This window comes from Paenibacillus elgii NBRC 100335 (genome assembly GCF_004000865.1).
In the GTDB taxonomy this organism is placed as follows: Bacteria; Bacillota; Bacilli; order Paenibacillales; family NBRC-103111; genus Paenibacillus_G; species Paenibacillus_G elgii.
In genome coordinates this window covers 57,034-75,026 of sequence record NZ_BIMB01000002.1, presented here as the reverse complement: position 1 = coordinate 75,026, position 17,993 = coordinate 57,034, and the positions used below count along the sequence as shown (strand labels likewise).

Annotated in this window: 19 protein-coding genes; 16 read left to right on the top strand and 3 right to left on the bottom strand. The window is 53.6% G+C overall.

The features are described from left to right. Nucleotides 1-395 precede the first annotated feature (395 nt). The 11 genes from PEL01S_RS01885 to PEL01S_RS01835 all read left to right on the top strand — a co-directional run bounded on the left by PEL01S_RS01885 (nt 396) and on the right by PEL01S_RS01835 (nt 11,535). Nucleotides 396-1,376 (top strand): glutaminase, encoded by a 981-nt coding sequence (locus PEL01S_RS01885; protein ID WP_371860668.1) that lies wholly within the window; start codon nt 396-398, stop codon nt 1,374-1,376. Nucleotides 1,377-1,403: 27 nt separating this feature from the next. Then, complete coding sequence (locus PEL01S_RS01880) at nt 1,404-2,882, top strand: alanine/glycine:cation symporter family protein (RefSeq protein WP_063186673.1); 1,479 nt, start codon at nt 1,404-1,406, stop codon at nt 2,880-2,882. 161 nt (nt 2,883-3,043) lie between these two features. Beyond that, a complete protein-coding gene (locus PEL01S_RS01875; protein ID WP_063186671.1) occupies nt 3,044-3,514 on the top strand; it encodes a small multi-drug export protein in 471 nt (156 codons plus the stop codon). Between the two features lie 18 nt (nt 3,515-3,532). Continuing rightward, nucleotides 3,533-4,273 (top strand): hypothetical protein, encoded by a 741-nt coding sequence (locus PEL01S_RS01870; protein ID WP_127459053.1) that lies wholly within the window; start codon nt 3,533-3,535, stop codon nt 4,271-4,273. A 62-nt stretch (nt 4,274-4,335) separates the two neighbouring features. Beyond that, nucleotides 4,336-4,740, top strand: a complete 405-nt coding sequence (locus PEL01S_RS01865) for a GntR family transcriptional regulator (protein ID WP_063186667.1) — start codon at nt 4,336-4,338, stop codon at nt 4,738-4,740. Beyond that, nucleotides 4,737-5,618, top strand: coding sequence for an ATP-binding cassette domain-containing protein (locus tag PEL01S_RS01860; protein WP_127459052.1), 882 nt, complete (start codon nt 4,737-4,739; stop codon nt 5,616-5,618). Before PEL01S_RS01865 ends, PEL01S_RS01860 begins: the two co-directional genes overlap by 4 nt. Before the next feature lie 189 nt (nt 5,619-5,807). Further along, complete coding sequence (gene argH / locus PEL01S_RS01855) at nt 5,808-7,346, top strand: argininosuccinate lyase (protein ID WP_127459051.1); 1,539 nt, start codon at nt 5,808-5,810, stop codon at nt 7,344-7,346. Between the two features lie 100 nt (nt 7,347-7,446). Further along, entirely contained in the window at nt 7,447-8,358 is a 912-nt protein-coding gene (locus tag PEL01S_RS01850) for an amidohydrolase family protein (RefSeq protein WP_127459050.1), read from the top strand. 21 nt (nt 8,359-8,379) lie between these two features. Continuing rightward, the gene (locus PEL01S_RS01845) at nt 8,380-9,747 is read left to right on the top strand and encodes a sugar ABC transporter substrate-binding protein (protein ID WP_127459049.1); all 1,368 of its coding nucleotides are present in this window, start codon (nt 8,380-8,382) and stop codon (nt 9,745-9,747) included. 40 nt (nt 9,748-9,787) lie between these two features. Continuing rightward, nucleotides 9,788-10,717, top strand: a complete 930-nt coding sequence (locus tag PEL01S_RS01840) for a carbohydrate ABC transporter permease (RefSeq protein ID WP_174806888.1) — start codon at nt 9,788-9,790, stop codon at nt 10,715-10,717. Nucleotides 10,718-10,731: 14 nt separating this feature from the next. Beyond that, nucleotides 10,732-11,535, top strand: a complete 804-nt coding sequence (locus tag PEL01S_RS01835) for a carbohydrate ABC transporter permease (protein WP_127459048.1) — start codon at nt 10,732-10,734, stop codon at nt 11,533-11,535. A gap of 8 nt (nt 11,536-11,543) precedes the next feature. On the opposite strand, the gene PEL01S_RS01830 is transcribed toward PEL01S_RS01835, so the two are convergent. After that, nucleotides 11,544-12,119 carry a TetR/AcrR family transcriptional regulator gene (locus PEL01S_RS01830; RefSeq protein ID WP_255320056.1) on the bottom strand — a complete coding sequence of 192 codons (576 nt, stop codon included), beginning with the start codon at nt 12,117-12,119 and terminating at the stop codon, nt 11,544-11,546. Between the two features lie 223 nt (nt 12,120-12,342). Here PEL01S_RS01830 and PEL01S_RS01825 point away from each other — a divergent pair, with 223 nt between their 5' ends. Continuing rightward, the gene (locus PEL01S_RS01825; protein WP_127459046.1) at nt 12,343-13,335 is read left to right on the top strand and encodes an ABC transporter substrate-binding protein; all 993 of its coding nucleotides are present in this window, start codon (nt 12,343-12,345) and stop codon (nt 13,333-13,335) included. A gap of 154 nt (nt 13,336-13,489) precedes the next feature. Here PEL01S_RS01825 and PEL01S_RS01820 read toward each other — a convergent pair whose 3' ends face one another. After that, entirely contained in the window at nt 13,490-14,533 is a 1,044-nt protein-coding gene (locus PEL01S_RS01820; protein ID WP_127459045.1) for a zinc-binding alcohol dehydrogenase family protein, read from the bottom strand. Between the two features lie 155 nt (nt 14,534-14,688). Between PEL01S_RS01820 and PEL01S_RS01815 the strand changes: the two genes are divergently transcribed. From PEL01S_RS01815 to PEL01S_RS01800, 4 genes are all read left to right on the top strand, one after another. After that, a complete protein-coding gene (locus tag PEL01S_RS01815) occupies nt 14,689-15,045 on the top strand; it encodes a winged helix-turn-helix transcriptional regulator (protein ID WP_127459189.1) in 357 nt (118 codons plus the stop codon). Then, nucleotides 15,005-15,202, top strand: coding sequence for an HAD family hydrolase (locus PEL01S_RS35055; protein WP_233455196.1), 198 nt, complete (start codon nt 15,005-15,007; stop codon nt 15,200-15,202). The genes PEL01S_RS01815 and PEL01S_RS35055 overlap by 41 nt, the downstream gene beginning before the upstream one ends. A gap of 150 nt (nt 15,203-15,352) precedes the next feature. Next, nucleotides 15,353-15,934: a TetR/AcrR family transcriptional regulator gene (locus tag PEL01S_RS01805; RefSeq protein WP_127459044.1), complete on the top strand. Its 582-nt coding sequence runs from the start codon at nt 15,353-15,355 to the stop codon at nt 15,932-15,934. A 190-nt stretch (nt 15,935-16,124) separates the two neighbouring features. Then, nucleotides 16,125-17,165, top strand: a complete 1,041-nt coding sequence (locus PEL01S_RS01800; protein ID WP_127459043.1) for an NADH:flavin oxidoreductase — start codon at nt 16,125-16,127, stop codon at nt 17,163-17,165. A gap of 88 nt (nt 17,166-17,253) precedes the next feature. Here PEL01S_RS01800 and PEL01S_RS01795 read toward each other — a convergent pair whose 3' ends face one another. After that, nucleotides 17,254-17,814, bottom strand: a complete 561-nt coding sequence (locus PEL01S_RS01795) for a helix-turn-helix domain-containing protein (protein ID WP_025849811.1) — start codon at nt 17,812-17,814, stop codon at nt 17,254-17,256. Nucleotides 17,815-17,993: the final 179 nt, after the last annotated feature.

Sequence of the window (17,993 nt, the reverse complement as noted above, 5' to 3'; positions counted from 1 at the left end):
TAAGCGGATTTGATAGTCTGACATGGGACGGCTCCTCCTTGGAATGAGAGAATCAGCTTGCGATGTATTCCGTGGCGCTATACGGTGTCAAATATCCTTCTTGCATGGCTGGGGCTTGTTTAATCTATTATACCCCGAAAAAGCTCAAAAATGTAAATGTATAGGTTTTCAAATAATGGATAGGCGCATTCGCGAGGAGCGGACTGCGTCTATTTTGTCGTGCCCGGATTGTCTGCTTTTTCCTCCCTTCCCAAAAGATAATTTATCGCGCGCTGTAGTTTCCCGTTTTATTTTGTAGTATGAAAAGTAAAATAAATCACAGTTTTGAAAACCAGTTGAAAGCGTTTTCGTTTATAAGCCACAGTTGGAACGGAGAATTGCATATGATTGGAGATATCACAAGATCGTATGAAGCTCAAACGGAGCGCCAACAGTTGGATCGCCTGGATGAATGGGTGAACCATTACCGCTCTTTTGCCGCGGAAGGGCAATGTGCGGCATATATTCCCGCATTGGCAAGAGCCAATCCGTCCCATTTGGGCATCTGTATTGCAGGGCCGGACGGGATCGCCGCCACTTCGGGCGATACCAACGTTTCTTTCACGATGCAGAGCATCTCTAAAGTGATCAGCTTTATTGCAGCCTGTCTGCATCGGGGTGTTCCCTATGTGTTGGAGCGGGTTGATCTGGAGCCGACCGGAGATCCTTTCAACTCGATGCTCCGGTTGGAGCTGCATAAACCGGGGAAGCCGTTTAATCCGATGATAAACGCCGGCGCCATTACCGTAGCCTCTCTGCTTCCCGGCGAATCGCCGCAGCAGAAGATGGATTCTTTTTTCAGCCTGCTGGAAAACATGCTGGGCAAACGTCCGGCGGTGAATGAAGAAGTATTTCAATCTGAGTGCAAAACGGGGCACCGCAATCGGGCTTTGGCCTACTATTTGAGCGAGACAGGCTATCTGGAGGTCGAGGTTGAGCATGCTTTGGAAGTGTATTTCAAGCAATGCTCGATCGAAACGGATATTCAGGACATTGCCATGATCGGGTTGATTCTGGCCTTGGACGGCTGCCATCCGGTCTCCAAAAAGCAACTGATTCCGAAGGACATCGCCAGATTAACTAAAAGCTTGATGCTCACTTGCGGCATGTACAATGCCTCGGGAAAATTCGCCGCGTTCGTCGGATTGCCGGCAAAGAGCGGAGTTTCCGGCGGAATTATGGCACTGGTGCCCCCGCGAAGCCGGCCGGAAGCGTTGTTTCGGGACGGCTGCGGCATCGGAATTTACGGGCCGGCAATTGACAGCCATGGCAACAGCGTGGCCGGCGTGAAGCTTTTGCAGCACATTGCGCAAAATTGGGATCTCAGCATTTTTTAAACATATATTAAATTATGGGGTGAAGGTATGCAAGAATTGCTGCAGAGTATTGTTGGCGAAATCAACGAATTTTTCTGGGGAAAATTATTGATTGTGCTGCTCGTTGCTGCGGGACTTTATTTCACGTTTAAATTGAAATTCCTGCAGGTCCGCATGCTGAAAGAGATGGTGCGCGTTTTAAAGGAAGGGAAGTCCGGCTCCTCCAAAGACGACATTTCCCCTTTTCAGGCGTTCGCTATCGGGATGGCCGCCCGCGTGGGAACGGGCAACATTACGGGGATTGCCATTGCCATAGCGTTAGGCGGTCCGGGGGCCGTCTTCTGGATGTGGATTATTGCCATCATCAGTTCGGCATCGAGCTTTGTTGAAAGCACGCTGGCGCAGGTCTACAAAACGAAAGATAAGCTTGGCTTCCGCGGCGGCCCGTCCTATTATATGGAGAAAGGCTTAAAGCAGCGCTGGATGGGCGTGTTCTTCGCCATTTTGATTACCGTTACGTTCGGTTTTATTTTCAATTCCGTGCAATCCAATACGGTTACCATTGCCTTTGAGAACGCATTCGGCACGAATCGTTTAACGTTGGGAATTCTCATGACCATTGCGTTCGCCGTGATTATTTTCGGCGGTGTAAAGCGTATTGCCAAAATGGCGGAATACAAGGTTATGATTCTGGCCGTATTATACATTGGCGTTGCATTGTTTGTCGTGCTGATCAACATTACCAAAATGCCGGAAGTGCTTTCGCTTATTGTTAAGAACGCGTTTGGCTTTCAGCAATTCGCAGGCGGTTCCATTGGCGCTGCTCTCATGCATGGAACGAAGCGGGGGCTATTTTCGAACGAAGCAGGTATGGGGAGCGCTCCGAATGTTGCCGCAACGGCAACCACAAGTCATCCTGTGAAACAAGGTTTGATTCAAGCCTTTGGCGTATTAACGGATACACTCATCGTCTGTACAAGCACGGCGTTTATTATTTTGCTCTCCGATGCGTACAAACAACCGGGGCTAAGCGGCATTGCGCTTTCACAAGCGGCATTAAGCCAGCACATCGGCTCTTGGGCATCAGGCTGTCTTGCGATTTTTGTGTTCCTGTTTGCCTTTGGTGCGCTCATTGGCAACTATTATTACGGGGAAACGAATATTCAATTTTTAAGCACAAGCAAAAAATGGCTGCTGGTCTACCGGCTCGGCGCGATCGCCATGGTCGTCTTCGGCTCGGTTGCGAAGGTGCAATTGGTATGGGATTTGGCCGATCTATTTATGGGCCTGATGGTTATCGTAAACTTGATCGCGATCCTGTGGCTGTCCAAAATCGCTTTTGCAGCGTTGCAGGATTACATGAAGCAGAAGAAGGCCGGGCTTGATCCGGTGTTTTACAAGGACAGCATTGAGGGGTTAGAAGACGTCGAGTGCTGGGAGAACCGTCCGCCGGTTTCCCGGACACCTGAAGTTCGAGCTTCGGGTGTGCCTGTCGGTCATCAAACGCAGCGAGTGGAAAACGTATAACAGCGATATTAAAATTTACCGGATAAAAGACACGTACCGTTTTGAACGCGGGACGTGTCTTTTTTAGTTTCCCGGACGGCAGATCGTTGACAAGCTTCAATCGGTGATATACTGTATATATTAATATATACACTTATACACCTAAGAGGAGTGAGTATTGCATGATTGCTGAATTTCTGAAAGAATGGTCTTATCTTGCCGTCTTCGTTCTTGCGGCGCTGCCTTGGGTGGAATCGGCTTTCGTCGTAGTGCTCGGTATCGCCATGCTTAACTTAAACCCGGTTGCCGCAACGATTATGGCTTTTCTGGGGAATTGGATTACCGTGCTGCTCGTCGTTTTCTTGTTCGACCGCTGGAACGCATGGCGCAGCAAACGCAGCGGAGCAAGCGAAAGCAAACGAAGCGAGCGGGCCTACCGCCTGTTTGTCCGGTACGGGCTGCCGGGCCTTGCCTTTCTCGGTCCCATCCTGATCGGGACGGAGATTGCGGCGGGATTCGCTATGTTATTCAAAGCGCCGCGCGGCCCCGTCCTGTTCTGGATGACGTGCTCGCTGGCGTTCTGGACAATCCTGTTCGCCGCTGCCGCCGCTTACGGCGTCGATCTTTTCGGGCTGACCCGCATGAATCAATAATCTGGAGCGTGAGTGGACATGCGTGATGCTTGCCGGATTGCATGGAATGAGTTAAAACATAAATATATTGCGCTGCTGGCCAACGTTCTGTTCTCGGCCTTGATCGGGTACTTTCTGGCGTACGATATGGTGCGCGTGCTGGCGGGAGACGAGCGCGGCAATATGCAGCCGGGCGTTTCTTTTCCCGTGGATTTATGGCTGATTGCCGTCGTTCCTACGCTCGGCGCGCTTGCTTTTTCCAGAGAATATATCTCTTTCGGTTACTTGGTGTCGGAGGAGCCGTTTTTGAAGCGGCTGCGCTTTTTCCGGATGTGGGCCATTCCGCTTAAGGTCGTAGCCTGGAGCCGGATGCTGTATATGATGATGTGCCTTGGAATATCCCTGCTCGTCTGTGTTTCCGTTTTCGTAACGTTCAGCGGTTCCGCTCTGCTAGGCGTGCTGTCCGTGGCGGAGTATGCCGCCTTTGTGTTTGTCTGGGTCGGCTACGCCATTGCGGCCAGCGGCATCAATCCGTATCTGGAATTCGGAACGAACGGCAAAGCGATACTTATCGGCTCTTTTACGGGGCTGCTGCTGATCGTTGCGGGAATCTTAACGTTCTACTCGTATTTTAGACAACCGGTTTATTTATGGGTGTTTGAATGGGTGCGGGGAAATCCGCCGGTCGCCATGATCTTGTCCGTACTTGTGGCCGTGCTTGGCGTGGCGGGGTTCTACCGGGGCTTGATGTACCGGCTTGCGCGCAAGGATCTTCCCTAGGAGCGGTCCGATCGCACAACGGCCGGGCGTTCACCGGACTTCTCAGAAAGGAGGCGGCAGCGATACAGCTACCGATACACATCTCGGAACATAGCCGGGAGCCGATCTATCATCAAATTGAACAGCAGCTGATATCGTTCATCGTGAGCGGCCAGCTTAAACCGGGGACGCCGCTTCCTTCCATCCGGTCGCTCGCCAGTGATCTGGCCTGCAGCGTCATTACGGTAAACCGGGCTTATCAAAATCTGGAGCAGCGCAGATTCATACAAACCGTGCAGGGAAAAGGAACGTTCGTAGCGGATGTGCAGGAGGGCGAAAAGAAGCAGGTCGCGGATGCCAGTCTGCATCAAGCGTTCCGCGCGGCGATCGAAATGAGCTTCCGGCTGCAGAACGATCCGGAGCAGACGCGGCAGACGTTCGAGCAGATCTTGGCGGAAATGCTGCAAGAAAGGAGGCGAGACGAATGACTTCCCTAAGTCCTCTTCGGCTGGAGCGCTTCGTGAAACAGCGAGACGAATTCCGGCTGGGACCGATCGATGTCGTTCTGGAACCCGGACTGACGTATGCGTTAGTAGGGCCGAACGGCTCGGGCAAAACGACGCTGCTCAAGTGCCTTATGAATCTGATGAAGCCGACCTCAGGCAAGCTGGAAATTTTCGGGCATACGTATGAGCGGGAGGAGCAGGCCATTAAGACGCAGACCGCTTTTGTCCCCGATCCGCTGGACGGCTGCGAGCCTTTTACGCTGCGGCAGATGAGGGATTTTATCAGCGGCTGGTACGCATCGTGGGACGACGACGATTTCGCCCGGCGCGCGGCGTCTTTTCGTATTCCGCTCGATAAAAGGTACGGCAAGATGTCGCAGGGGGAACGAAAGAAGGCGGCGTTAACGCTCGCGCTGAGCACGCATGCGCCTCTGCTGCTGCTCGATGAGCCGACGAATGGCTTGGATATCGCCAGCCGCAATCGTCTGAAGCAGATGTTCGTCGAGGATGCGGAGATCATGGAGCGGACTGTTCTGCTGTCCACCCATTCGGTCGAAGATATCCGGCAGTTTGCGGATTGTATTCTTTTGCTGAGAAACGGCGCTTTGGAAGGCCCTTACGAAAAAGATGCGTTAAGCGCCTTGTGGCGCCGGCTTTGGTTAACCGGAGAAGCGCTGCCAAGTCTGGCGGATATCCCGGGCGCGGTCGAATGGAGTGAGGTACCGTTTCCTCAACTGGTCACCTGCGACCGTACGGCAACTTTGGCTTTCCTGTCCGAGAACGGCATCCAAGTCACGAAGGAGCAGCCGCTGCCGCTGGACGAATTGTTGGACCGGCTCCTGGAGAAGAGCGCACGCTAGGCGAATCATACGCGAATCCCGATTTTTCTATTGACATTCCCGGGGTTCGGGGGTATGATTTCGATTAAAGCATAGTAAGTTTATGGGAATAGTTAAAAATCTACCGGACTACCGGAGACACGTACTGCCTGCTGGGCGGAATGTGTCTTTTTTATTTTTTACCGATGTCCGGCGAAGGGGGCGCGCCGCTTGGTTCAGAAGGACGAATGGCTGCTGGCGGAAGGGGACCGCTTTCCGGGCAGAACGTACGCCGAGGTCGTGCTGGAGCCTGCCTACGAGCAGGCCAAGACGGAGCTGCTGGAGCCGATGCTCGAGGTCAATAAGGCGCATCTGCTGATGCTTCGGGAGCAGCGGCTGATCGGTCAGGAGGAAGCGGAGCGCATTGCCGCCGCGCTGGAAGCCGTCGACCTGCCGAAGCTTCAAGGCAGCGCGTATACGGGGCAGTTCGAGGATTTGTTTTTTCAGGTGGAGCATGAGCTGCTGCGGCACGCCGGAGAGGCGGCGGGCAATCTGCATCTGGCCCGCAGCCGTAACGATATGGGCATCGCGATTTACCGGCTGACGCTGCGGGAGAAGCTGCTCGAAGCGATCGCATCGGCGCTGCGTCTCCATGACCTGCTGCTGCGTTTCGCGGCTGAGCATACGGACACGGTGATGATCGGCTACACCCACACGCAGCAGGCGCAGCCAACGACCATGGCCCACTACGCGGCCGCCATCTCGGATTCGCTCGGCCGGGATATCCGCCGCCTGCAAGCGGCGTACGCCAACTGCAACCGCAGCAGCATGGGGGCAGCGGCGCTCACGACGTCCGGCTTCCCGATCAGCCGGGAACGGATGGTCGAACTGCTCGCGTTCGACGGGCTGATCGAGAATGCTTACGATGCGGTCAGCGGCGCCGATTATATCGGTGAGATCGCGACCGCCGTGCAGCTCGCCGCGCTCAATCTGGGACGCTTCGTGCAGGAACTGCTGCTCTGGAGCACGCAGGAATTCGCGGTGCTCCATGTGGCTGCGCCTTACGTGCAGATCAGCTCAATCATGCCGCAGAAGCGCAATCCCGTCTCGATCGAGCATATGCGCTCGCTCTTGTCTAGCTGCGCGGGCAGCGCGCAGACTGTGCTGACGATGATGCACAATACGCCGTTCGGCGACATCGTCGATACGGAGGACGACATGCAGCCGTACGCCTGGAAAAGCCTGCATACGCTGGAATCGGTGTACCGCCTGCTCGGCTGCGTGATCGCGACGCTTCAGATCAACAAGGAAGGGCTGCGCGCCCGGGCCGAAGGCAGCTTCGCGACCGTGACCGAGCTGGCGGATACGCTCGTACGCACGGAGGGGCTCTCGTTCCGCACGGCGCACGAGATCGTCAGCCGTGTGGTGAAGGAGGCGGTCCGTCTCGGACGATCCGCCGGTCAGCTCTCGCTGGAGCTGCTGAACGATGCGGCCCGCGAGACGATTGGCCGCCCGCTTGCGCTCACGGAGGAAGCGCTGCGCCGTTCCATGAGCCCGCAGCACTTCGTGAGCGTCCGCAAGCTGCCCGGGGGACCGAGCCCGGACGAAGTGCGGCGGGCGCTCGCAGGGCAGAGACAGCGTCAGGAGCGGGACGAAGCTTGGCTGCGGGAGAAGCGGGACGCGATCGAACGCGCCCGGCGTCAGGTAAATCATACGGTTGCCGACTGGGCGGAGCGGCGCTCCTCCCGATTGGACCTCCATATCCATTGACCGGACCCCCGGAGATGAAGCCTTTTTGCTTTTCAGAAGCAGGCGTTCATCTCCTTTTTTTATATAGCTTGCTAACCTAAAGACAGAAGGTGGAACCTCAATGCTGTTCAAGGAAGGCTTTCAAGTATTCGATATTCATGCCCATTTGCCTTACCCGCTGCCGTTTATGTCGGCTAATCCGGTGATCCGAAGCCAGAACGCGCTGCGTTCCGAACGGATGCGGCTGACGTGGGATTTCCCGGAGCCCCCGGCGGAAGAGGATCAGGATGCGGCCCGGCCGTTTATCGACCGCTGGGTGGACGAATTGGACCGCTACGGCCTCGGCGGCATCAATTTCCTCACCGCTTGGAGCAACGACGATCTGGCCGAGCAGATCGGCAAATACCCCGGCCGGTTTACTGGCTTCGCTCACCATTCGATCGAGGAGCCGGATGCGGCGGAAGAGCTGCAAAGAGCCGTGGACACGCTCGGCCTGAAAGGCTACAAGCTGTTCGGCCCGCTCGTGGAAATCCCGTTCCACGATCCGAAGCTGACGCCGGTGTGGCGGTTTCTCGCCGAGCGGAAGCTGCCGGTGCTCATTCATTTCGGCCTGCTCGGACATACCGGCGGGATCGCCTCGCACCTCAACATCAATCCGCTGGCGATCTTTAACGTGGCCCGGGAGTACCCGGATATTCCGTTTATCATCCCGCATTTCGGCGCGGGCTATTTTCAAGAGCTGCTGCACTTGTGCTGGAGCTGCCCGAACATCTTCATCGATACGTCCGGGTCGAACCAGTGGATGCGCTGGACGCCGTACGAGCTGAACCTGGATATTCTGTTCCGCAAATGCTATGAGCTGATCGGTCCCGAGCGGATAATTTTCGGCACGGATTCCAGCAGCTTCCCGCGGGGGTTCGTCTACCGCTATTTGCAGGATCAGGTGCGCTCCTGCCGCGAGCTGCGGATGAGTGAGACCGAGATCGAGAACATTTTCGGCAACAACGCAAGAAGGCTGTTGAACTTCATATAGAAAAAAGGGGACTGGAAAACCATGAAGAGCACTCAGAGTCAGCGTTATCGTTATACATCTTGGAGCGCCGCGGCGCTTGCGCTTAGCTTAGCCGTGGGGCTGTCCGCCTGCGGCGGCTCCAAGGCGCCCGCAGGAGACGGCCAATCGGGGCAGGCTGCCCAGAAGACGGCGGAAGCCGGCCAAGAGGAGAAGATCACCATCGAGTACTGGCAGTACCAATACCCGGCGAAGGTCGAGCTGATCGCCGCGCTGATTGACGAATTCCAGAAAAAGCATCCGAACATTACCGTCAAGCAGACGAACTTCCCATACGACCAGTACAACGAGAAGGTAGCGACGCTCGTGCCCGCCGGGAAGGGGCCGGACATTATTAACCTGTATTACGGCTGGCTGCCGAAATACGTCTCTTCGGGCTATTTGCAGCCGCTGCCGGAGAGCGCCTTCTCCGAGGAGCAGATCAAAAAGGAATATTTTCCGTTCGTCGACACAGCCAAGCTGAACGGCAAATATTACGCGATTCCGACCGCCGTGCGCACGCTCGCCTTATTTTACAACAAGGACTTGTTCACCAAAGCGGGGCTCGATCCGGGCAAGCCGCCGGCCACTTGGACCGAGCTGGTCGACACTGCGAAGAAGCTGACCGAGCAGGACAAGAACGGGCAATACGTTGTCGAAGGGCTGGCTTGGCAGCCGAACGCGCAGCTTCATCATTGGTACCGTGACGCGCTCGTGTATCAGGCGGGCGGCAAGGATATCAGCGACGACCGGCGCAAAATTTTGTGGGCGGATTCCCCTGCGGGGCTGGAGGCGTTCAAGTATTTGATCGACCTGTCGCTGGTACATAAGGTCGGCACCAAGGATTTCTATAACGACGACATTACCGCCTTCAAGAAGGGCGTAGCCGCGATGAATATCGACGGATCGTTCCAGCTCGGCGGAATCAAGAAGGACGCGCCCGACCTCCAGTATGCGATTGCGCCGCTTCCTTCGTACAAGGACAAGGCGACGCAGGTGTCCTTCTGGGCCAATTCGATTACAAAGGGCGTGAAGGGCAAAAAGCTGGAGGCGGCGACCGAGTTCCTGAAATTTCTGACGAGCAAGGAAGTGCAGGAGCAGTGGGTGGAGAAGGTCGGGGAGCTTCCGGCGAAGCGAGAGGTCGCACTGCAGGACAAATACGCGAAGGACGAGAAGCTCGGTCCGTTCATCCAGCAGCTGCCTTATGCGCATGCGCACTTCTTCGTGGACGAGAAGCTGGAGCGCGATTACTTCGTCGAGGCGGTTGATCAAGTGGCGCTGAAGCAGGTGCCGATCGAGAAGGCGTACGACGAGCTGGTGAAGAAGACACAGAAGCTGTTCGACGATTACTGGGCGAAGCAGGATAAAAAATAAGGCGGCGTGCGTGCTGCGAGAGAAAGGAGGACGAGAAACGATGGAACGTGCCGAAGCGCTGCCTGCCGTCAGAAGCCGGGCCCCTCAGAAGCGGGGGCTCGGCTTGAAAAAGCAGCGGTATGTGTTCGTTTACACCTGCCTGCTGCTGCCGCTGCTTTTTTTCGTCTCGATCCGGATTTTGCCGATCCTGTATTCGTTTAACGTCGGCTTCCGGGAATGGGATATGCTGTCCGAAGAAAAGCCGTTTGTCGGACTCGACAATTACGCCGCCTTGTTTCAGGACGAAGTGTTCCTGCAAGCGCTGAAAAATACGCTCGTCTACGTGCTGGCCGGCGTACCCGGGCAGGTCGCCGCCGGATTGGCTGTAGCGCTGCTGCTGCAGCGCATCGGCCGGCTGCGCGGCTTGTTCCGCACGATCTATTTTATCCCGTACGTCACCAGTGTGGTGGCGGTCAGCTGGGTGTTCCGCTGGATGCTGATGAAGAACGGCGTCGTCAACGGCATTCTGCTCTCGCTCGGGCTCGGCCCGCAGCTATTCCTCGGCTCGCCGTCCCAAGCGATCTATCTGGTCATCGCCGCTATGATCTGGCAGGGCGTCGGCTTTCAGATGCTGATCTTCCTGACAGGGCTGGAGGGCATTCCGCGGCTGTACTACGATGCGGCCGCCATCGACGGCGCGGGAGCTTGGCAAAGGTTCGTGCATATCACGCTGCCGCTGCTCAACCCGGTGATCGTGTTTTCCGTCGTTATCGGCAGCATCGATTATTTGCAGTCGTTCACGCAGGTGCTCAACATGACGTCCGGCGGTCCGCTCAACTCGACCGTCTCGCTTGTGCTGTACATTTACAATCTCGCGTTCAAGCACTTTAATATGGGCCAGGCGGCCGCCGCCACCGTCGTGCTTTTCGCATTGATCCTGCTCCTGTCGCTGCTGCAGCTTAAGGTGCTAAGCAAGAAGATCGAATACTAAGGAGGGGGAGAGCGATGAGGCTAGGAAGCTATGCTCTGCTTAGCGCAGGCACGCTCGCGATGGTATTTCCTTTTTTATGGATGGTCGCCACCTCGCTCAAGACGCCGCAGGATGTCTTCACGCTCAGCCTCGTACCGGATCGCGTGACGCTGGCCAATTATGCGGAATTGTTCGCCACGACGCCGTTTACGGACTGGGTGTATAACAGTTTTGCGATCGCGGTGATCATGACGGCGAGCGTATGCTTGTTCGATACGGTCGCGGGGTACGTGCTGGCGAAATTTACGTTTGCCGGGAAACGGCTCATTTTTATCGCCATTCTCAGCACGCTGATGGTGCCTACCGAGATGCTGATCATTCCGTGGTATCTGCTGTCAGCCAAGCTCCGCTGGGTCGATACGTACGTTGGCGTCCTGTTTCCGGGGCTCGTCAGCGCCTTCGGCATCTTCCTGATGAAGCAGTTCATGGAATCGGTGCCCTCGGACCTGCTGGACGCCGCGCGAATCGACGGCATGAACGAATGGGGCATCATGCTGCGGATCGCCGTGCCGCTGGTGAGCCCCGCGCTGGCGACACTGGCGATCCTGTCGTTTCTCGGCAGCTGGAACGCGTTCATCTGGCCGCTGATCGTGACGCAGACGGAGACGCATTTCACGATTCCGGTCGGCGTGGCGTTCTTCTCCAGCGAGCTGAAGGACACGAGCGGCTGGGTACTGATCATGACGGGAGCGACCGTGTCCGTGCTGCCGTTGATCCTGCTGTTTGTGATTTTCCAGAAGCAGATCGTGCGCGGCATTGCGCTCACCGGACTCAAATAAGCGGTAGCTCACAGAAACTTCCGCATCGAAGCCGACAGCTCGCTGACGACCTTGCCGATCTCCTCGGGAGACAAATGAAATTCCTGTAGCGTCCACTCGATCAGCATCATGTGAAGGAGGGCTGAGAACGATTTTTGCCCGTACAGGCGGTAAATGTCGGACTTCGTGCCGCCCTCGCCGCGGCTTCCCCCGATAAACAGCTCGTCATGGCAATCGCAGATGCTGCGGAAAATGAGCTGCCGGATTTTGCGGTCCTGGCCCTTGATGTTCAGGATCAGCGACGGGGGAATATTGTCCTTCCAGGTGCGGAACAGCAGCACGAACATCGCTTCCGTATACGGCTGCCCGCTGTCGATATGTTTCCACACGCCGCTCATTAGCCGGGTCAAGTAATTCAATAAAATGTCGTCTTTATCCTGAAAGTTCCGGTAAACCGTCTGGCGCGCAAGTCCTGCTTTATCTGCAATCTCTGTAATGGAGATGAGAGAGTAGGGCTTTTTTTCCATTAGTTGAAACAGCGCGGTCTGAATCCATTCTTGCGACCGCAAGGAGAGCTTGCTCGTAGCTTCGCCCAAGTGTGACACTTCCTTTCATCTGTCCATTTTCGCCCATGGGGAGCGCCGAGGTTATTGCATAACCGGACGATATCGTTTAATGTTACAAGTGTAACACAAGTAACAATTGTAACGCTTGGTTGGTTTATCGGCTTGATCCCCGCAGACGGGAGTTTTTTTGAATTTTTCATTGATAATAATAATCATTATCAAAAAAAGACAACTTGTTGATCGCTGAAAGGGGAAGTTATCGTTGTTGTTCAAAGGATTTGGGGGATTCGGGTCGAAAAAGATTTCCGTACTAGCGGTTGTATTGGTTCTCGCCTTGGTTGCTGCGGCTTGCGGCGGCGGAGGAAGCGGGAAGCCGGAGGCGGGTCAGCAGCCCTCGCAGCAGGAACCGGCGTCCCGCACGATTAAGCATGCGATGGGGGAGACGAAAATTACAGGCACCCCGCAGCGTGTCGTCGTTCTGACGAATCAGGGCACGGAATCGCTGCTGGCGCTCGGCATCAAGCCGGTAGCCGCTGTGAAGTCTTGGATTGGCGATCCGTGGTTTGAGCATATCAAGGAGCAGATGGCCGATGTGAAGATGATCGGGGACGAAACGCAGCCGAATGTCGAGGTCATCGCGACGCTAAAGCCGGATCTGATTCTCGGTACGAAGGTGCGGCAGGAGAAAATTTACCAGCAGCTGTCCGCCATCGCGCCTACGGTTTTTACGGAAAATCTGGGCGACAGCATGATCGACAACTTCAAGCTGTATGCCGTGGCGCTGAACAAAGAAGCCGAAGGCAAGGCCGTGCTGGACGATTACAACAAAGCGGTTGAGCAGACTAAAGCGCACTTGGGCGATAAGACGAAAATGCGCGTGTCGCTGGCCCGCTTCCAGCCCGGCAAGGTTCGTGTCTATTACAAAAACAATTTCGCCGGAATTATTTTGAGCCAGCTCGGCTTCGCCCGTCCGGACGCCCAGAACAAGGACGATTTCTCCGCAGACATTACGCAGGAGCAAATGACCGTGCTCGACGGAGACGTGATGTTCTATTTCGTCTCGGACCGTCAAGGGGACACCGGGGCCAAGAAAACGGCCGAGGAATGGCTGGGCAGCCCGCTCGCGCAAAACATGAACGTCGTCAAAACGAAACGGGCCTTCGTCGTCAACGAACCGATCTGGAATACGTCCGGCGGCATTATAGCGGCCAAGCTGCTACTTGAGGACATTCGCAAAAGGTTTGACAGTCTGTAGAATGGGGCATTTTGATTGGAAACGGGTTCACTTTCTTTCTCTCGCCTGCACCATACCGTTGTAAACAAAAAGGCCCCCGAAGTGGCGAGGGGCCTTAGTCTTGTCTATACGCATTACCGCTTTTTGGAACCAACCGTGCCTTCTTCGTGGGTATTCAGAAGTTTTCTAAAACAATTTTACCGATAGACCGTCCATTTTCCAACTTCTCATGCGCTAAACGCAGGTTTGCTGCATTAATGGGTTCTAGTCGTTCGTTTAGTGTAGTTTTTAATTTTCCATTATCGATTAAGTCCGCCAGGTCATTCAGCAATTCGTGTTGTTTCATCATGTCTTCGGTATGAAACAACGACCGTGTAAACATGAACTCCCATACAAACGTAACACTTTTAGCAAACAGCAAGTCCATTTTCAAGCTTCCTGACCAGGAAGCCTTATCCGTAGGAACGATACAGCAAATTTTACCTTGGGGCGTAATGGCTTCCGACATATTCGCTAGATGCTGTACAGTATCATTCAAGCAGAAAATATAATCTACAGTATCTATACCAAATTCCTTGAGCTGAGGTTGGAAAGGGTTGTTATGGTTTATTATAAAATCCGCACCCAATCTTTTGACCCATTGAGTTGATTCCGGACGCGAAGCAGTGCCAATAACTGTCAAACCTGCTAATTTGGCAAGTTGCACGGCAACCGATCCTACTCCTCCAGCTGCGCCGATAATAAGTATACTTTTGTTTTCATTTGCGTTCGGGCTAATTCCTAAACGATCAAATAGGCCCTCCCATGCAGTTATCGAGGTAAGCGGTAATGCGGCTGCGGCTGCGAAATCCAAACTTCTCGGCATTTTTCCTACAATTCGTTCATCAACCAAGTGAAATTCGCTATTGGTGCCTGGTCGAGCCACACTGCCCGCATAATAGACCTTGTCCCCTGGTTTAAACAATTGACAGTCAGGGCCAACTTGTTCTACGATTCCAGCGGCATCCCAACCAAGAATTTTCGGTGATTCGGCTTCGTAGTTATGTTTTTCGCGAACGCCTACGTCTGCAGGGTTGACGGAGATAGCTTTTACATTTACAAGCAAATCGCTGCCTGTAGGTTCCGGTTTATCCAAATGCAGATCAAGAAGGCTTTCCGGATCAGATATTGGGAGGTATCGGTAAGCACCGATGGCTTTCATCTTTTGGCTGGTATTCATGGGTATCCCATCCTCTCAATTAGCAAATGTTGTACAGACAGCATTGTATATCAGTCAGATTACTTTAAGTAAGTACGCATATTTTTATGGTATAGTATTAAAAATCAAACCTTTGGGAGGACAAGCTGGTGGGAGACCGAAGAAACAAATATGGAATGCGTCCAGATATGCAAGCATGTCCGGTTGAAACAACGCTGGATGTTATTGGCGGAAAGTGGAAGGGGATCATTCTCTATCAGCTTCTGGACGGAACGAAAAGATTCAATGAATTCAGGCGCCTCAATCCGGGAATTACGCAGTTTATGCTCACATTGCAGTTAAGAGAGCTTGAACGGGACGGCATCATTCATCGAGAAATATATAAAGAGGTTCCGCCAAGAGTGGAATATTCCCTTACTGATTTCGGAAGGACTTTGGAACCGGTGATTATGTCTATGAAAGCATGGGGGGAGTCTTATAAAGTGCGGCTCGATGAAAATCGCACGATACAAGCGGAGGATAGTCCTCTTTAAGCCCCTGCGGTTTTCTTATTCGCCTGACCCGGCAATTTTTATCAGAGCCTTATCTAAACTCGGGGTGGAAGCAACGGAAGCTCTTTTTGCGGGGGACCATCCTGAAAACGATATAAGAGCGAGTCGGGCTGTTGGTATGAAGGCAGCTTGGAAATGAAATAATACAGTATATTCCGATAATATTGATGCCGACGTAATTATTGATGATTTGGGAGAATTACCCCAATACGTACTAAGCACTGTGCTCAAAATGTCACACCGGCGAGCGGTTGTTGACTTCGTGGTCAAGAATTGATATCATGGCCCTATGAGCAGGCCTAGAGAATTTGATGTCGATCGTGCACTGCACCAGTCCATGGAAATGTTCTGGATGAAAGGCTTCAAGTCGACTTCCTTTGAGGATTTGACACGTACGACGCAGGTTAAGAAGCAAAGTTTGTATTGCGTATTTGAAGATAAGCGGGACTTGTTTTTAAAAGCGTTGGCACTGTATCGCGAACAGAGTATATCCGTGCTGGAAGAACTGGCCTCTCAGGAAGAGTCCCCCTTGAAAAAGCTGGAAGCCATACGCGACGCTGCACTATGTCGGGGCAACGAAACCATTCGTAGAGGATGTCTCATGGTTAATTCCGTGCTGGAATTCGGAACCGACGACGAAGAAGTAACCCGCGAAATCGAGATGATGTTTGCCAAGGTTGAACAAATACTGGAGAAGATCATCCATAGCGGTCAGGAGCAGCAGATCTTTACGACCCGCCATACCAGCAAAGAGCTTGCTGCTTATCTGAACAACGCTTTTCTCGGCGCGAAAATCATGGAAAGATCAGGTGCTTCCCGAGAGCAGGTCGATGCGGTTTTACGTACGTCTTTTGCGATGCTCGAACCTTGATCTTTTTTTTGTGAAGTTATTGACTGCGTAGTCAATAAAGGATCAGTGTGATTGAAGGAGGTGGTTCTCAGGGAATATCTAAGTACATGAGTAAAAATCCGAATTCAAGATGCTGTTTGCAGCTTTATTAACGCTGATGCCAACATTATTAACATAATTCAATCCAATCTAATTTAATTTGGAGGTTGTTATGAGTAATTCTCAATCTGTTCAAGCCTTGTTCGAACCGTTCGCAACCGGAAAAATGACTCTGTCTAATCGTATCGTGATGGCGCCGATGACCCGGCAATTTTCCCCGGACGGCGTACCGGGGGGGGATGTTGCCGCCTATTACCGTCGCAGGGCCGAAAACGGTGTCGGACTTATCGTGACGGAAGGTACGGTGATCAACCATCCGGATGCGTCCAATTCCGCCAACGTACCGCATTTCTATGGCGAAGCTGCATTAAACGGTTGGGCAAACGTAGTGACTGAGGTACACGCGGCGGGCGGAAGGATTATACCGCAGATTTGGCATATGGGAGCACGAGGCCAAGTAGGCGATTATTCGGAATCGGAAATCGCCGCAATCGTCCAAGGCTTCGCACACTCAGCATCCGAAGCCAAGCGGCTTGGCTTCGACGGCATCGAGCTCCATGGTGCGCATGGATATTTAATCGACCAATTCTTCTGGGAGAAAACCAATACGCGAACCGACAGCTATGGCGGCGACATGGTTGCGCGCACCCGCTTTGCCGTGGAGGTTATCGAAGCTTGCCGCCGCGCCGTCGGGCCGGAATTCCCAATCGTGCTGCGTTTCTCGCAATGGAAGGCGAGTGACTACACAGCGAAATTGGCTGAAACGCCGGAGCTACTGGAACAGTTCTTGGCGCCCTTAGTCGACGCGGGCGTCGATATTTTCCATTGCTCCACGCGCCGTTTCTGGGAGCCGGAGTTCGAAGGCTCGGATCTGAATCTTGCCGGATGGACCAAAAAATTGACGGGGAAACCGACGATTACGGTTGGATCGGTTGGTCTGGACGAGGATTTTATGAGTCTCTTTACCGAAGGAAAGGGAGCCGATAATTCGAAGATCGACGGGTTAATCGAAAGGCTGGAACGTCAAGAATTTGATCTGGTAGCCATAGGCCGGGCGTTACTGGTAGACCCTGCTTGGGCAAACAAGATCCGCGAAGGCCGAACAGCCGAATTGGTCCCCTTTACGAGTGAGGCAGTGAAAACACTTTATTAAGTAGCAGGAGTCCCGCTATAGCGCAACAAAAACGGCAATCCGAAGGAGGCGCTGCTTCCCGGATTGCCGTTTTTAGGCTATATACGGATCAAGAAGGGTAGAGGATGATGTTATGGTACATCGTCTTCTGATCCGTTTTATTCGTATAAATATGGCTCTGGTCCGCCGTAAACCGCAGCGCGTCCCCCACCTTCAGCGTGTACGTCTTCTGCTGGATTGTGATGTCCAGCTCCCCCTGCATCATCAAAATGTACTCTTCGATCCCCTCGTTATGAGGTTCCGAAATGTGGGTGCAGTTCGCTTCCATTTCCACCGTATAAATTTCAAAGCGCTTCTGCTGGTCGAACGGAACGAGCGGAAACGCCCGGTACCGGCCCTCCTCCTCCACAAAAGGCTCCAAATTCTCAAAGCGGAAATGCGTCACCTTGGCCGGTTCCTCTTCGATCAGAGACGTAAACGAGATGCGCAGCCCGTTGACGATTTTCCACAGAATCGAGATCGTCGGGTTCGAATCGCCGCGTTCGATTTGTCCGAGCATCGCTTTGCTGACCCCCGTCAGCTCCGCTACCTGGTCGAGGCTCAGCGAGCGGGCTTTGCGGATGGCCTGAAGGCTTTTGCCGATTTTCTTATGAATTTGTTCGTGCTCCATGATATCCTCCCATGCTGCTTTACTCTCTCCATTATAAACGAACGGCGGTCGCGCACAACGTTTTCGTTGGGACTGCCGGCGGGAACAAAAATTTTTTTCCAAGGTGACGCTTTACCCTATGTACAATATCGCGTACATATGTATAATATATTGTAAGTACATCATAGCGCACAATGGTT

Coding starts and splice junctions, on each gene's coding strand:
- PEL01S_RS01880 (WP_063186673.1), top strand. CDS start 1,404: ATGCAAGAATTGCTGCAGAGTATTGTTGGCGAAATCAACGAATTTTTC.
- PEL01S_RS01875 (WP_063186671.1), top strand. CDS start 3,044: ATGATTGCTGAATTTCTGAAAGAATGGTCTTATCTTGCCGTCTTCGTT.
- PEL01S_RS01870 (WP_127459053.1), top strand. CDS start 3,533: ATGCGTGATGCTTGCCGGATTGCATGGAATGAGTTAAAACATAAATAT.
- PEL01S_RS01860 (WP_127459052.1), top strand. CDS start 4,737: ATGACTTCCCTAAGTCCTCTTCGGCTGGAGCGCTTCGTGAAACAGCGA.
- PEL01S_RS01850 (WP_127459050.1), top strand. CDS start 7,447: ATGCTGTTCAAGGAAGGCTTTCAAGTATTCGATATTCATGCCCATTTG.
- PEL01S_RS01845 (WP_127459049.1), top strand. CDS start 8,380: ATGAAGAGCACTCAGAGTCAGCGTTATCGTTATACATCTTGGAGCGCC.
- PEL01S_RS01840 (WP_174806888.1), top strand. CDS start 9,788: ATGGAACGTGCCGAAGCGCTGCCTGCCGTCAGAAGCCGGGCCCCTCAG.
- PEL01S_RS01835 (WP_127459048.1), top strand. CDS start 10,732: ATGAGGCTAGGAAGCTATGCTCTGCTTAGCGCAGGCACGCTCGCGATG.
- PEL01S_RS01820 (WP_127459045.1), bottom strand. CDS start 14,533: ATGAATACCAGCCAAAAGATGAAAGCCATCGGTGCTTACCGATACCTC.
- PEL01S_RS01815 (WP_127459189.1), top strand. CDS start 14,689: ATGCGTCCAGATATGCAAGCATGTCCGGTTGAAACAACGCTGGATGTT.
- PEL01S_RS35055 (WP_233455196.1), top strand. CDS start 15,005: ATGAAAATCGCACGATACAAGCGGAGGATAGTCCTCTTTAAGCCCCTG.
- PEL01S_RS01805 (WP_127459044.1), top strand. CDS start 15,353: ATGAGCAGGCCTAGAGAATTTGATGTCGATCGTGCACTGCACCAGTCC.
- PEL01S_RS01800 (WP_127459043.1), top strand. CDS start 16,125: ATGAGTAATTCTCAATCTGTTCAAGCCTTGTTCGAACCGTTCGCAACC.
- PEL01S_RS01795 (WP_025849811.1), bottom strand. CDS start 17,814: ATGGAGCACGAACAAATTCATAAGAAAATCGGCAAAAGCCTTCAGGCC.